At 71.2% G+C, this 14,228-nt stretch carries 9 protein-coding genes; 6 read left to right on the top strand and 3 right to left on the bottom strand.

The features are described 5' to 3' along the window. Window positions 1-95 precede the first annotated feature (95 nt). Window positions 96-1,100, bottom strand: a complete 1,005-nt coding sequence (locus AB0M76_RS28010) for an AsnC family transcriptional regulator (protein WP_365955482.1) — start codon at window positions 1,098-1,100, stop codon at window positions 96-98. A 159-nt stretch (window positions 1,101-1,259) separates the two neighbouring features. On the opposite strand from AB0M76_RS28010, the gene AB0M76_RS28005 reads away from it, so the two are divergent. Together AB0M76_RS28005 and AB0M76_RS28000 are read left to right on the top strand one after the other, a co-directional pair. Then, complete coding sequence (locus tag AB0M76_RS28005; RefSeq protein ID WP_365955481.1) at window positions 1,260-2,819, top strand: MFS transporter; 1,560 nt, start codon at window positions 1,260-1,262, stop codon at window positions 2,817-2,819. 165 nt (window positions 2,820-2,984) lie between these two features. Then, a complete protein-coding gene (locus AB0M76_RS28000) occupies window positions 2,985-3,758 on the top strand; it encodes a hypothetical protein (protein ID WP_365955480.1) in 774 nt (257 codons plus the stop codon). A gap of 150 nt (window positions 3,759-3,908) precedes the next feature. On the opposite strand, the gene AB0M76_RS27995 is transcribed toward AB0M76_RS28000, so the two are convergent. Beyond that, window positions 3,909-6,179 carry a M4 family metallopeptidase gene (locus AB0M76_RS27995; RefSeq protein ID WP_365955479.1) on the bottom strand — a complete coding sequence of 757 codons (2,271 nt, stop codon included), beginning with the start codon at window positions 6,177-6,179 and terminating at the stop codon, window positions 3,909-3,911. Window positions 6,180-6,560: 381 nt separating this feature from the next. Between AB0M76_RS27995 and AB0M76_RS27990 the strand changes: the two genes are divergently transcribed. Further along, a complete protein-coding gene (locus AB0M76_RS27990; RefSeq protein ID WP_365955478.1) occupies window positions 6,561-8,048 on the top strand; it encodes a sugar transferase in 1,488 nt (495 codons plus the stop codon). A gap of 25 nt (window positions 8,049-8,073) precedes the next feature. On the opposite strand, the gene AB0M76_RS27985 is transcribed toward AB0M76_RS27990, so the two are convergent. Then, on the bottom strand, window positions 8,074-9,018 hold the full coding sequence (locus tag AB0M76_RS27985) for a GDP-L-fucose synthase (RefSeq protein ID WP_365955477.1): 945 nt from the start codon (window positions 9,016-9,018) through the stop codon (window positions 8,074-8,076). A 347-nt stretch (window positions 9,019-9,365) separates the two neighbouring features. Between AB0M76_RS27985 and gmd the strand changes: the two genes are divergently transcribed. The 3 genes from gmd (at window position 9,366) to AB0M76_RS27970 (ending at window position 14,175) form a co-directional block, all read left to right on the top strand. Then, the gene (gmd, locus tag AB0M76_RS27980) at window positions 9,366-10,379 is read left to right on the top strand and encodes a GDP-mannose 4,6-dehydratase (RefSeq protein ID WP_266663564.1); all 1,014 of its coding nucleotides are present in this window, start codon (window positions 9,366-9,368) and stop codon (window positions 10,377-10,379) included. A gap of 245 nt (window positions 10,380-10,624) precedes the next feature. Further along, entirely contained in the window at window positions 10,625-13,402 is a 2,778-nt protein-coding gene (locus AB0M76_RS27975) for a LamG-like jellyroll fold domain-containing protein (protein WP_365955476.1), read from the top strand. Window positions 13,403-13,497: 95 nt separating this feature from the next. Beyond that, complete coding sequence (locus AB0M76_RS27970; RefSeq protein ID WP_365955475.1) at window positions 13,498-14,175, top strand: hypothetical protein; 678 nt, start codon at window positions 13,498-13,500, stop codon at window positions 14,173-14,175. Window positions 14,176-14,228 lie beyond the last annotated feature (53 nt).

Genomic DNA, 14,228 nt, shown 5'->3' with positions numbered 1-14,228 from the left:
CGCTTGTACTGGACGTACCAGGGTGCTGCGACAACGCGGCGAGGCGCCGTGCCGGGCGGCGCGGGGGCGTGCCCCACTTCCCCGAGACCGCTTAGTCAGGGGGCGGGCGGCGGGTCCACCAGCCGCCCGCCCTCCACCAGCATCCCGGCCCGCTTGATGTTGCGCAGGGTCGGGATCACCTCCACGTGCCGGATGCCGGGCACCGAGCCGATCCGCTCGGTCAGGTACGTGTACAGCGCGTCGGTGTCCCGGCACACCACCGCGGCCATCAGGTTGGCCGTGCCGGTCACCGCGGCCGCGAACGGCACCTCCGGGTGGCCGGCGAGCGCGGCGCCCGCCTCCGCCAGCCGGGCCGGCTCCGCGGTCAGCATCAGCGTCGCCTCCGCCTCGAAGCCCAGGGTCGACGGGACGAGCTCCAGGTCGAAGTACAGCGCCCGCAGCTCCCGCAGCCGGTCCAGCCGGCGGCGCGCGGTGGACTCCGACAGGCCGGAGGCGCGGGCCAGCTCGGGATAGCCGGCCCGGCCGTCCTGGGCGAGCACCGCCAGCAGCGCGAGCTCGGCCTCGTCCAGGGCGTACCGCTCCTGCCCGGGCACCCCGGGGGGCTGCGTCAGCGCCGCGACCTGCCCGGGCCGCAGGGTGTCCAGGCCGCACCACACCGTCGGGCGGCCGATGTACACGCGCAGGATGGTGTGGGCGCTGACCGCGGTCACCCGGCGCGTGCGCGGCAGCTTGTCCAGCAGCAGGCCGTCGCGGTCCTGCCGGGTCCGGGCCTTGGTCAGACAGTTGATCTCGGTGCCGCCGGAGCCGAGTTTCACCCAGGAGATGTCCGGCCGCCGGGCCAGCGCCCCGGCCACCGCGAGCGCGGCGTCGGGCGTGCACTGCACCCGCAGCCAGGACTCGAACAGCCCGACGCGGCTGCCCAGCGGCAGCCCGACCACCCGGATCAGGCCCGAGGTCCGCAGCCGGCGGTAACGGCGCACCACTGTCTGGTCGGAGACCTCGAGCACCTCGGCGATCCGGCTGAAGGGGGCCCGGCCGTCGAGCATCAGGGCTTGCATCAGCCCCTTGTCGAGGGCGTCCAGCTGAACGGGTGCGGTCATGGAATCCATCATGACAGGGGCCGCGATGGGCGAAATCCGGCAGCCAGGGGTGTGTGGATGGGGGATCGGACGTGTGGCTGAAAGTTTGGAGCCACCGCCAACCCCCTGCCGGCCCTGCCCGGCCCCTGCCGGGCCTTCGGGTCCCCGAGGAGAACCCACATGCGTAAATGGCTCCCGCTGACCGCGGTGTGCCTCGGGGCGTTCATGCTCCTGGTCGACGTCACGATCGTGATGGTCGCCCTGCCCGACATGACCGCCGACATGCACACTTCCTTCTCTGCACTCCAGTGGGTCATGGACGTCTACGCCCTGGCCCTCGCCGCCCTGCTGCTCGGCGCCGGCTCCCTCGCCGACCGGATCGGCCGCCGCCGCGTCTACCTCGGCGGGCTCGGGCTCTTCGCCGCCGCCTCCCTCGCCTGCGGGCTGGCCACCGGACCGGCCGCGCTGATCGCCTTCCGCGCCGTCCAGGGCATCGGCGGCGCCGCGATGTTCGCCACCACCATGGCCCTGCTCAGCAGTGCCTACCAGGGGCGCGACCGCGGGATCGCCTTCGGCGTCTGGGGCGCGGTCAACGGCGCCGCCGCCGCGGCCGGCCCGATCATCGGCGGGCTGCTGACCGAGCAGTTCGGCTGGCGCTGGATCTTCTTCATCAACCTCCCGGTCTGCGCCCTGGCCGTGTACGTGACCCTGCGGTCGGTCGCCGAGTCCCGGGACCCGCGTGCCAGGGGGCTCGACCTGCCCGGCATGGCCGCCTTCACCACCGGCGCGGCGGCCGTCACGTACGCCCTGATCCGGGTCGGCGAGAACGGCTGGACCGGTGCCGCCACCCTCGGCCTGCTCGGCCTCGGCGCGGCCGCCTTCGCCGTCTTCGTCCTCGTCGAACTGCGCAGCTCCCACCCGATGCTGGACCTCTCGCTGTTCCGCAGCCGCTCCTTCGTCGGCGTGATGGCCGGGGCGCTGCTGCTGTCCGGCGCCGCGTTCTCGTACCTGATGTACGTCTCCCTCTGGCTGCAGTCCGCCGAGGGAATGGGCCCGGTCTCCGCCGGCCTGGTGCTGGTGCCGCTGAGCCTCGCCGCGTTCGCCGTCTCGGCGGTGGCCGGCCGGCTGCTGCACGGGGCCCCGGCGCGGCTGACCATCGGCGGCGGGCTGCTGCTGATCGGGGCGGGCGCACTGCTCCAGGCCTGGATGACGGATGCCGGGGACGGCTGGCAGGCCCTGGTCCCGGGTCTGGTGGTGACCGGCCTCGGCGCGGGCACGGCGACCCCGGCGCTGGCGGCCGCCGCGATGGGGGCCGTGGCCCCGGCCCGGGCGGGCATGGCCGGCGGGGCCCTCAACACCGCCCGGCAGCTGGGCATGGCGCTCGGCATCGCGGTGCTCGGCGCGGTCTTCCAGGCCGGGCTGAAGGACGGGCTCGGCGGCTCCGGCCAAGGGCCCGGTACGGCCGAGGCGCTGGCCTCCGGCCGGGCCGGGGAACTGCTGGCCGCGGGGCCGGCCGCCCGGGTCTGGGTGGAGGAGGCCTTCGCGAGCGGGCTACGGGGGACGTTCCTGGTCTCGGGGCTGATGGGGCTGGCCGGCGCGCTGGTGGTGCTCGTCCTGGTCCGCACGGGGGCGCAGGCTCCGGCTGCCGTCCCGGCTTCGGCCCCGGTACCGGCTCCGGTACCGGCTCCGGCCGGCCCGGACGGTGCGGCCACTCCGGCGTCCGAACGCGCGTCCGCGTAAGGGGTGCTGGGCGGGACCGTACGGGCGCAGGCCGCCGATCCGGGAGGGTGAACCTTCGAACGCGCTGCGCATGCCGAATCGTTTCGGCATGGGGGATCGCTCCTACGCTGCCCGCTGGATGCCACCGGACCGGCATTCATTGCCCACAGAACGGACTGCCTCCCCATGCGTCTTCGCCCCACCGCCGCAGCGCTCCTCGGCGCCCTCGCCCTCGTCCTGCCCACGGCCGGCCCGTCGATGGCCGGCGGCAACGACGACCTCGGCCGGCTGGAGTACATCATCGACAACGACGGGCGCGCGCAGATCCGCCCGTCGGACAACGACACCTGCTACGAGCTGACGGACACCTCGAACAACCGCCCCGCGACGGCGGTGCACAACGACACCGACTCGCGAGCCGTGCTCTACCCGAACCACGGCTGCAACGGCCGGGTGGAGCGGGAGCTGCAACCGGGCGACACGGTGCACAACGTCGCGGTCCTCTCGGCGACCTTCGTGCCGGTCCACGGCCGCCGTGACGACTTCCGTGACGACCGCGACGACTTCCGCGACGACTTCCGCAACAACGATGACGACTTCCGCTCCCACCGCACGCCGATGGACGAGCCGGAGCAGAAGCCGGAGCAGAAGCCGGAGCAGAAGCAGGAGCACGGCCAGGAGCAGGAGCACGGCCAGGACCAGCAGCAGGGCCAGGACCAGGGGCAGGAGCACGGGCAGGACCAGCAGCAGGGCCAGGACCAGGGGCAGGAGCACGGCCAGGACGAGGGGCAGGAGCACGGCCAGGACGAAGGGAAGGAGCACGGACAGGACGAAGGGAAGGAGCACCGGCAGGACGAAGGGAAGGAGCACGGACAGGAGCAGGGCCGGCACGAGGGGGGCCACAAGCAGCACGGGAAGCACGACCTGTTCGACTTCATCTTCAAGGGCATCGGCGGCTGACGTTCGGACCCGATGAGCGCGAGGTCCCGGCACCCCGTGGGTGCCGGGCCCTTCGACGCCGCATGGAACAGGGCCGCCCGGGAGGGTCTCTCCCGGGCGGCCCCGCGTTTTCATCGGGTCAGCCGCTTCGCTTCACCTGCCCCGGTGGGGTCAGAAGGTGAGCTTCCAGCTGTCGATCTTGCCGGTGTCCAGGTTCGCGTTGTCGTTGACCCGGAGCTTCCAGACGCCCTGGGCGACCTCGGACGAGGCGTTGACCGTGTAGCTCTTGACGATGTTGTCCGCACTGCCGCCGGAGCGGTTGTGCAGGTTGTAGACACTGCCGTCAGGGGCGACCAGGTCGACCTTCAGGTCGCCGATGTAGGTGTGGACGATGTTGACGTCCACCTTGAGGGTGCTCGGCGCGTTGCCGGTGCGGGTCACCGTGAGCGGGGACTCGACCGTCGCGTTGTCGGCGATCGCATAGTCGTTCGTGTTCTCGAACACGTTCTGCTGGGACGTGCCGACGGTCCAGGTGAAGGACGCCGTGCCCGTCTTGCTCGCCGAGTCGGTCACCGTCACGGTCACGTTGGACGTGCCCGCGGTGGTGGCCGTGCCCGAGATCAGACCGGTCGAGGAGTTGATCGACAGGCCGGCCGGCAGACCGGTCGCCGCGTAGCTGAGCGCACCCGGGTTGGTGCTGGTCGCCTGGACCTGAAGGCTCACAGCAGTGTTGATCTGGGTGGTCTGGTTCGGGATCGCGGTCACCGAGACGCCGGACTGCGGCGGCCGGGCTCCGACGGCGATGCCGGCCCAGGCGTTGGCCACGTTGTTGTAGGTGACCGAGTTCGCGCCGTACAGGTCGGCAGCGGCCTGCAGGGTCGCGGTACGGGCGGCCGCGTAGTTGGTGTTCGACTTGAAGTAGCCCACCGTCAGCGCGCGGAACCAGATCTTCGAGGCGGCGTCACGGCCGATCGCGGTGACCGGGAGGCCGTCGGAGGTCGGCGAGTTGTAGCTCACGCCGTTGATGACCTTGGCGCCGGAGCCCTCGGAGGCCAGGTAGTACCAGTGGTTGGCCGGGCCCGAGGAGTAGTGGACGTCGACTCCGCCGATGCCCGAGTACCACGCGTCCTTGGAGCCGCCGTCCTTGCTCGGCTTGTCCATGTAGCGCAGCGGGGTGCCGTCGCCGTTGATGTCGATCTTCTCGCCGACCAGGTAGTCGCCGACGTCCTGCGGGTTGTTGGCGTAGAACTCGACGGCCGCCGCCATGATGTCGGAGGTCGCCTCGTTCAGACCGCCGGGCTCACCGCTGTAGGTCATGTTGCCGGTGACCGAGGTGAGGCCGTGGGTCATCTCGTGGGCGGCCACGTCGATGGACGTCAGCGGGTGCGTGTTGCTCGTACCGTCGCCGTACGTCATGCAGAAGCAGGAGTCGTCCCAGAACGCGTTCACGTACGCGTTGCCGTAGTGGACCCGGCTGTACGGGGCCACGCCGTCGTTGCGCAGGCCGTTGCGGCCGTGCACGTTCTTGTAGTAGTCCCACGTCAGCTGTGCGCCGTAGTGCGCGTCGGCGCCGGCGGTCGCGCGGTTGGACGCGGCGCCGTTGCCCCACACGTCGGTCGTGTTGGTGAAGAGGCTGCCGGTGCCGGAGCTGCCGCCGTTGAGGTCGTACGTCTTGTGGCTGCCGCGCCCGGCGTCGGTCAGCGTGTAGTTGCTGCCCGACTGCGAGGTGCCCATCGTGACCTGGCCGCTGTACATGGTGTTGCCGGTGCCGGTCTCGATGGCCTGCCACTGGGTGATCTTCGCGCCGGTCTTGGCGTCGGTGACCACGTGCAGCTCGCTCGGGGTGCCGTCGTCCTGGAGGCCGCCGACGACGGTCTCGTAGGCGAGGACGGGGGCGCCCTCGGCGGCCCAGATCACCTTGCGGGCGTTCTTGGAGGCCTTGGCATCCTTGGAGCCCGCGGCGTTCGCCGCGGAGACGGCCTGGCCCTCGGCGCCGGCCGGGGTCACGGTCGCGGTGGTGTCCGCGACCTTGATCTCGTGGTTGGTCGCCTTGGTGATGCTCTTGGTGACGCCGCCCTTGGCATGGACCGTCAGGTCGCCGCCGAGCACGGGGAGTCCGCCGTAGGTGCGCTCGTACGTGGTGTGCGTGGTGCCGTCGGCGTCCTTGACGACGTCGCGTACGACCAGCTTCTCCTGCTCGCCGAGGCCGAGGGCCTTGGCAGCCTGGACGGTGGTCGAGTTGGCGTCGGATATGAGCGTCGCACGCTCGGACGGGCTGAGATTGGCGGCGGCCGCGCCCGGGTTGGGCTGAGCGGCTTTGCGTGCCTGCGACGCGGTGGCGTCGGCGGATGCGGTGCCGGCCTGGATGCCGACGGCGAGCAGCGCTGCGGCGGCAACGAGCGCGCCGGCCGCGGTGGCACGCCTGTGGGGGGTGTGACTCAACGCAGACTCCTTCTGCAAGGGGGGTTCCGGACGGCTGGGTGGGCCTCCGGGCAGAGCAGGCTGGTGCGAAGAACGGATCGAAGAGTGCCAGCTGTCGGCGTCGATGTCAGGGCCGCGTCAAAAGGTTGGCTGGAAACGGTTCGTTGACCGAAGAGACGTATCCGGTATCCGAACCATTCACCTTCGCGTGCGAAAGAGGACTTCGATATCTGGAACGGTTGATACCGGTTGCTAACACTTGCGCAACAAGAGGCCCCGTTCGGGCAATCGGCATTTGTCGTACGGGTGTTTGTCGTACTGTTTCCCGGTGCGCCAGTTGTCCGTCGCCAGGGGAAGCCATGGGCACGCGCCACTGTCATAGACCACGTGCCAGGGGGGCCCATGAGGCATGTCCATTTTCCTGCGCAAAGACTGGCCGCAGCAGTCGCCGATCCGGCGCGGCTCGCGGCCGCCCCGGCGAGGCGGCTCGGCGACAAGGCCCGTTGGTACCTGCCCGCCGCGCTCACGGCCGACTTCCTCGGCGCCGCAGTCCCCGTAGGACTGGTCTTCCACGCGGCGCAGCAGGTCCGGCCGGTGTCCTGCGCCCTCGGCGCGGCCCTGGCATGGACCGGCGTGCAGGCGGTGCGCCGGCGGTACGCGGCCCGCGTGCTCGGAGAATCACGCGGTGTGCTGCCCGTCGTACACGACTGGCTGATTCTTATCGGTGTCCTGGCCGTGGCCCGCGTGGTGACCGGTGAGAGCACCCCCCGGCTGTCCGCGCTCGGCTCCCTGCTGCCCGCTCTCCTCATCACCGTGGCCTGCCACAAGCTGACCTACCGCCACCTCTCGGCGGCCCGCCGCGAGGCGCACGCCGTCAGCCGGGTCCTGGTGGTCGGCGAACCCGGCGCGGCCGAGTCCGTCATCGAGCACCTGGCCGCGCGCACCGACCATCCGTACGTCGTCGTCGGCGTGGTGCCGGTCGGCGCCGGCCCGATCGAGGGCGGGGTGCCCGTCGCGGCCCGGCTCGACGCGGCCGCGCCCGAGGCCCCGAACGCGGACTCCGCCGCTGTGCTCGGCGCCGTCCGCAGCCACCACGCCGACCTCGTGCTGGTCGCCCCCGGCGCGCGGATCGCGGGGGAGCGGCTGCGCAGGGTCTCGTGGGCGCTGCACGACGCGGGCCTGGAACTCGCCGTCTTCCCGGGCCTCGTGGAGGTCTCCGTCAAGCGGCTGGAGACCCTGTCGGCAGGCGGGCTCGCCGTGCTGCGGGTGGCGCCGCCGGTGAGCCGCGGCATCCAGACCCTGCTCAAGTCGGTCCTCGACCGCACGGGGGCCGCGCTCGGGCTGCTGCTGCTCTCCCCGGTCTTCCTCGGCATCGTCCTGGCGATCCGCCTCGGCTCCCGCGGCCCGGCGTTCTACTGCCAGCGGCGCATAGGGCGCGACGGGGTCCCGTTCGTCATGTGGAAGTTCCGCACCATGGTCGTGGACGCGGACCGGCTCAAGAACGAGTTGTCCGGGGCCAACGAGAACGACGGCCTGATGTTCAAGATCCGCCGCGACCCCCGGGTGACCCGGGTGGGCCGGCTGCTGCGCCGCACCTCCATGGACGAACTGCCCCAGCTGTTCAACGTGCTGAGCGGGCACATGTCGCTCGTCGGGCCGCGCCCGCCGCTGCCGGAGGAGGCGGACCGGTACGACGAGGTCGAACTGCGCCGGCTCACCGTGCGGCCGGGCATGACCGGGCTGTGGCAGATCAGCGGCCGGTCCGACCTGTCCTGGGACGAGACGATCCAGCTCGACCTGCAGTACGTCGACAACTGGTCCTTCACCAGCGACGTCGACGTCATGGGCCGTACCCTCCGCGCCGTCGTCGACGGTCGCGGAGCGTACTGAGGGGCCGCGCCACGTGCCGTCGCGGTCAGCCCTGCTCGCGCCACCACCGGTAGGTGGCGGCGATGCCGTCCCGCAGCCCGGTCTCCGGCTTCCAGCCGAGCGAGGTCAGGCGGGTGACGTCCAGGAGCTTGCGCGGCGTGCCATCCGGCTTGGACGTGTCCCAGACGAGCCGGCCGCGGAAGCCGGTCACCTCGGCGACGGTCTCGGCGAGGGCCTTGATGGTGAGGTCCTCGCCGCAGCCGATGTTGACCGGCTCGTCGCCGTCGTAGCTGCCCAGCAGCACCGCGCAGGCGGCCGCCAGGTCGTCCACGTGCAGGAACTCCCGGCGCGGGGTGCCGCTGCCCCACAGGGTGACCTCGTCGCGCCCCTCGGCGGCGGCCTCGTGGAAGCGCCGGATCAGGGCGGGCAGTACGTGCGAGGTCTCGAGGTCGAAGTTGTCGCCCGGCCCGTACAGGTTCGTGGGCATCGCCGAGATGTACGAAGCCCCGTACTGCTTGCGGTACGACTGGACCTGGACGATGCCGGCGATCTTCGCCAGGGCGTACGCCTCGTTGGTCGGCTCGAGCGGGCCCGTCAGCAGCGCGTCCTCGCTGATGGGCTGCGGGGCGAGCTTCGGGTAGATGCACGAGGAGCCCAGGAACAGCAGGCGGCCGACCCCGGCGGCGTGCGCCCCGCCGATGACGCTGAGCTGGATCTTGAGGTTGTCCTCGAGGAACTGCACCGGGTAGGTGCTGTTGGCCATGATCCCGCCGACCTTGGCGGCGGCCAGTACGACGGCGTCGGGGCGGACGTCCTTCAGGTACGCCTCCGTCGCGGCGGCATCGCGCAGATCGAGGTCGGCGCGGCCCCGGGTGAGCACCTCGTGGCCGTCGGCGGTGAGCCGGCGGGCGACCGCGGACCCCACGAGGCCGCGGTGGCCCGCGACGAAGACCCGGGCGTTCGGGGGCAGGAGCGGCAGCGAACTTGTCATGCCGCCGATGATGCCAGTCCGCTGCCGCGGGCAGCAGACGAGGTCCGGCCCCGCCGCCGGCGGCGGCCGGCTCCGCGGGCCCGGGCCCGGGCCTGCGCCGGCTCGGTCCGGCACGCTGCAATCCGCCCGAAGGGGGCGGGGGAACGCCGTGTACGGTACGCATCCAGCCCCTTGGGCCCCGCGGCCGTACGCGCGCCGGCAGGTCCGGCGCGAAAACCGGGGCGCAGCCCGGCCGGGCGGGCGAGACCCCGTCACCCGCGAGGTACGGCCCCACCTGCGGGCCGCACCGCCGCCCCCGAGGCCCTGCCTCACCAGAACAGACCGATACGACCCCCAGGGGGACCCACATGGGCAAGACCGCACTGATAACCGGCGTCACCGGGCAGGACGGCTCCTACCTCTCCGAGCTGCTGCTCTCCAAGGGCTACACGGTGCACGGCCTCGTGCGGCGGTCCTCCAGCTTCAACACCGAGCGCATCGACCACATCTACCAGGACCCGCAGACCGCCAACCGGTCCTTCGTCCTGCACCACGCCGACCTCTCCGACGGCGTGGCGCTCGTGAACCTGCTCCGCGAGATCAAGCCCGACGAGGTCTACAACCTCGGCGCCCAGTCGCATGTGCGGGTGTCCTTCGACGCCCCCCTCTACACCGGCGACGTGACCGGCCTCGGCGCCCTGCGGCTGCTCGAGGCGATCCGGGCCAGCGGTGTCGACACCCGGATCTACCAGGCCTCGTCCTCGGAGATGTTCGGGGCCACCCCGCCCCCGCAGAACGAGCAGACCCCGTTCCACCCGCGCAGCCCGTACGGCGCCGCCAAGGTCTTCGCGTACTGGACCACGGTGAACTACCGCGAGGCGTACGACATGTTCGCCGTCAACGGGATCCTCTTCAACCACGAGTCCCCGCGCCGCGGCGAGACCTTCGTGACCCGCAAGATCACCCGCGCGGTCGCCCGTATCAAGGCCGGTCTGCAGGAGCACCTCTACCTCGGCAACCTCGACGCGGTCCGCGACTGGGGCTACGCCCCCGAGTACGTGGACGCCATGTGGCGGATGCTCCAGCAGGACGAGCCGACCGACTACGTCGTCGCCACGGGCGTGGCCGCCACGGTCCGCGAGTTCGTCGAGTCGTCCTTCGCCCACGCGGGCCTCGACTGGGCCGAGCACGTGCGCTACGACCCCAAGTACGAGCGCCCGAGCGAGGTCGACGCCCTCATCGGCGACGCCTCCAAGGCCAATGAGCTGCTTGGCTGGAAGCCGACGGTGCTGGTGGCCGAGCTGGCGCAGATCATGGTCGATGCCGACATCCGGCATGTCGAGGACCAACTGGCGGGCGTGACGGTCCGCATCGACCGCTGAAGGCCATATATTTCCCCTACGATTTGCCGTGTCCCGGTCATCTCCACTGGTATAGGTGGGTGTGGCCGGGGCAAACCTGCCGTATGTCCGCCGTGCGCCCTCCAACCTGAACCGTTCATTCCAAGTTGGTATGCAATGGGTCAAGGGAGGTGACCGGGTCCTCGCAGGAGCCCTAGTCTGCGCCAGTACATATGGCTGTTCGGATAGTTCAAGCCATCAAACCGGGCGATTGCCCTGGGGGGCTCATGCGTAGATCCAGAGGGCTGACTGCTGCCCTCGTCCTGTCACTGGCCGGCGCCGGCACCGGCATAGGTCTGGTGCTGATGCCCGAGGCGTCCGCCATCACGCCTCCCGTGGCATTCACCGCCGACGAGCTGCCCACCTGGCAGCCGAACGGCATCGTCTTTGCGATGGCCCAGGCGAACGGCACCGTCTTCGCGGGCGGCACCTTCTCGGCCGTCCGTCCGCCCGACGGCACCAGCGGCGCCGAGCAGGAAGCCGTGAACTTCGTGGCGCTCGACGCCGCGACGGGCAAGCCGACCTCGTGCAAGCTCGCCTTCACCATCGGCGACGGCAGCGCGACCGTGCGCGCGCTGGCCGTCTCGAAGGACAAGAAGACCCTGTATGCGGGCGGCTACTTCGGCGCCGTCAACGGCACCCCGGTCTCCAGCGTTGCGGCGATCGACATCGAGAGCTGTACCCCCAAGGCCGCCTTCCACCCGGGCTTCCCCGCCACCGTGCGCGACCTCGCCGTCACGGACGACACCCTGTACGCGGCCGGCGACTTCGGCACCGTCGAGGGCCAGACCCGCGAGCGGTTCGCCGCGGTCGACGCCGGCTCCGGTGCGCTCAAGCCCTTCGTCGCCAACGCCGACGAGCCCGGCCGCGCGGTCGAGGTCACCCCGGACGGCAAGAACGTGCTCCTGGGCGGTGACTTCTTCTCGGTCAACGGCTCCAACACGCACGCCCTGGCCGTCGTGAACGCCACCACGGGCGCGGTCGCCAAGACGTACAGCAACATCCCGTCGAACTCCGTGGTCAAGGACATCGCCACCGACTCGACCGGCTTCTACACCGGCAACGAGGGCTCCGGCGGCGGCGTCTTCGACGGCCGCATCGGCCTCAAGCTGAGCGACTTCAGCGAGAAGTGGCGCGACCGCTGCCTCGGCGCGACCCAGGCCGTGCTCCCGTACGACGGTGTGCTCTACAGCTCCTCGCACGCGCACGACTGCTCGCTCGAGGGACAGTTCCCCGACGGCAAGCGGAACTTCCTGAACGCGCAGCTGACCAACTACGAAGGCGCCGCCCCCGCGCCCGTGGACGGCTTCGTGCGCAGCCCGCGCAAGCTCGGCTGGCACCCCACCGCCAACGACGGCCTCGGTGAGGGCATCGGCCCGCGCGCCATGACGATCGCCGAGAAGAGCGACGTCAAGTACATGTGGGTCGGCGGCGAGTTCACCGCCATCAACGGCAAGCCCCAGCAGGCGCTCACCCGCTTCGCCTCCACCGGCGACGTCGGCGCCCCGACCACCCCGGTCGCGAGCGCGGGCAGCGTCAAGCCCGGTGAGGCCCAGGTCCGCTGGCGTACCAGCTACGACGCGGACGACAGCAAGCTGACGTACCGGATCTACCGCAACGGCTCCGCCAGCCCGATCGCCACGGTCGCCGCCGAATCCCTCGAGTGGGAGCGTCCCCAGGCCTCCTGGAACGACACCACGGTCAAGGCCGGCCAGTCGTACACCTACCGCGTGACGGCCACCGACGCGGCGGGCAACACCAGCGCCCTGTCGGCCACGGCCTCGGTCACGGTCCCGAGCTCGGTGCAGTCGTACCCGAACCAGGTCCGCGCCGACGGCGCCAACCTGTACTGGCGCTACGACGACACCGTCAGCCCGTACGTCGCCGACTCCTCCGAGAGCGGCAACACCAGCGGCATCCAGCTCAACGCCCCGGCCCTGCGCCAGACGCCCGGCGCGATCAGCGGCGCCAGCACGGCGATGGGCTTCAACGGCACCAGCCAGCAGGTGTACAGCGACCACTGCCAGACCGTGGGCAGCGCCTTCTCGGTCGAGACCTGGTTCAAGACGAACACCACGCGCGGCGGCAAGCTGATCGGCTTCGGCAACAACACCACGCGCAACAGCGGCACGTACGACAAGCAGATCTACATGACCAACACCGGTCGTCTGGTCTTCGGCGTCTACAGCGGCTCGACGCGCACCGTCTCCACCGGTCTGTTCGACACGTACAACGACAACAAGTGGCACCACGTCGTCGGAACCCAGGGTCCGGGCGGCATGGAGCTGATCGTCGACGGTCAGAGCAAGGGCACGCTGAACGTCACCGGCTCCATCTCGTACGAGGGCTTCTGGCACGTCGGCGGCGACAACCTCGCCAGCTGGCCGACCAAGCCGACGAGCAACTTCTTCGCCGGCCAGATCGACGAGACGGCCGTCTACCCGAAGGCGCTCACCGCGGCCCAGGCCAAGAACCACTACGACCTGGCCAAGGCGCCCTCCGACACGGTCTCCAAGGTCTCCGCGACCGAGGACACCTACATCAACCAGGGCGCCCCGAGCGCGGCCAACGGCGCGACCACCTCGCTGGCCGTCCGCGGCACCTCGGCGTACGAGACGTACCTGCGCTTCAACCTGCCGGCCGCGCCGGCTGGGCAGGTCCTGAAGTCCGCCGCGCTCCAGATCAAGACGTCGACCCAGGCGAACGCCGGTACGGCCGACAAGGTGTCCGTGGTTCCGGTCACCGGCACCTGGAGCGGTGCGAGCACGACGTTCAACAACAAGCCGACCCTGGGCACCACGGCGCTCGGCTCGTTCGCGACCGTGCCGGACGGCTCGGCTGTCCAGAGCACCCCGCTGGACACCGCCGCGCTCTCCTCGGTGCTGGGCAGCAGCTACAGCCTGGCCCTGACGAGCACGGGCACCGACCCGCTGTGGATCTGGTCCATGGAGTCGACGGCAGCGGACGCCGCTCCGCAGCTCGTCCTCACCTTCGGCCCGAAGTAACCGTCTGACGGATGCGGGGCCCGGCGCGAAACTCGGCCGGGCCCCGCACCCCTATCCCACTCGATCAACCGGCACGTAATACAGGAGCCCTAGAGATGTACCGACGCTCCGCCGCGGCTGCTGTTCTGCTGGCCGCAGCTCTGACCCTGACCGCCTGCAGCTCGGGCGGCGACGGCAAGTCCGACGCCGCGGCGGCGAAGCCGAAGCCGCCGGCCTCGTCGGCGGCCCCGGACCCGGCGGACGCCACGGCTCCGCCGGCGTCGCCCGACGCGAAGCCGACGGGACCCGTGTTGCCGGACGCGAAACTCACCCCGAAGACGGGCAGCTTCAAGCCCAGCGAGAAGCAGTACCTGAGCGGGCGGGTCCCGGAGAAGATGGACCCGGCGGCGGTCCTGCAGAGCGGCCAGGAGGCCTGCCAGCGGGTGGAGCGCACCGCGAAGCGCGACAAGGACGCGGCGATCGGGTCCATCGTCGCGGGGGAGATCCCGGGGGCGAAGGACGCGATCACGTACCTGTGCCCGGAGCAGAAGCCGATCCTGGACACGGCGTCCAAGGGCTTCGCCGACGGCACCCGCGAGTCGCCCGCGGCGGGCACGTACCGGGCGCTGACGCAGAGCACGACGTGCACCTGGGACGCCAAGGGCAAGGACGGCGCCGTCCTGGCCTCGGGCCCGGAAACCACCCCGAAGGCCGGCGACAAGATCACCGCCACGATCCCGTCGGGCACGGCGACGTTCACGTCGACGGGCTGCTACGCCTGGATCCCGGCGTAAGCCCCGCACGTACGAGGACGCCGCCCCCGACCCGGACTCCGGGCCGGGGGCGG

This window comes from Streptomyces sp. NPDC051364 (assembly GCF_040682115.1).
GTDB lineage: Bacteria > Actinomycetota > Actinomycetes > Streptomycetales > Streptomycetaceae > Streptomyces.
Note: the sequence above shows the minus strand (reverse complement) of the source record. Positions and strands in the feature narration are given on the sequence as shown.

Bases quoted from the DNA above. Each gene is read 5' to 3' on its own strand.
- AB0M76_RS28010 (WP_365955482.1), bottom strand. From the start codon at position 1,100: ATGACCGCACCCGTTCAGCTGGACGCCCTCGACAAGGGGCTGATGCAA.
- AB0M76_RS27975 (WP_365955476.1), top strand. From the start codon at position 10,625: ATGCGTAGATCCAGAGGGCTGACTGCTGCCCTCGTCCTGTCACTGGCC.
- AB0M76_RS27985 (WP_365955477.1), bottom strand. From the start codon at position 9,018: ATGACAAGTTCGCTGCCGCTCCTGCCCCCGAACGCCCGGGTCTTCGTC.
- AB0M76_RS27990 (WP_365955478.1), top strand. From the start codon at position 6,561: ATGAGGCATGTCCATTTTCCTGCGCAAAGACTGGCCGCAGCAGTCGCC.
- gmd (WP_266663564.1), top strand. From the start codon at position 9,366: ATGGGCAAGACCGCACTGATAACCGGCGTCACCGGGCAGGACGGCTCC.
- AB0M76_RS27970 (WP_365955475.1), top strand. From the start codon at position 13,498: ATGTACCGACGCTCCGCCGCGGCTGCTGTTCTGCTGGCCGCAGCTCTG.
- AB0M76_RS28005 (WP_365955481.1), top strand. From the start codon at position 1,260: ATGCGTAAATGGCTCCCGCTGACCGCGGTGTGCCTCGGGGCGTTCATG.
- AB0M76_RS28000 (WP_365955480.1), top strand. From the start codon at position 2,985: ATGCGTCTTCGCCCCACCGCCGCAGCGCTCCTCGGCGCCCTCGCCCTC.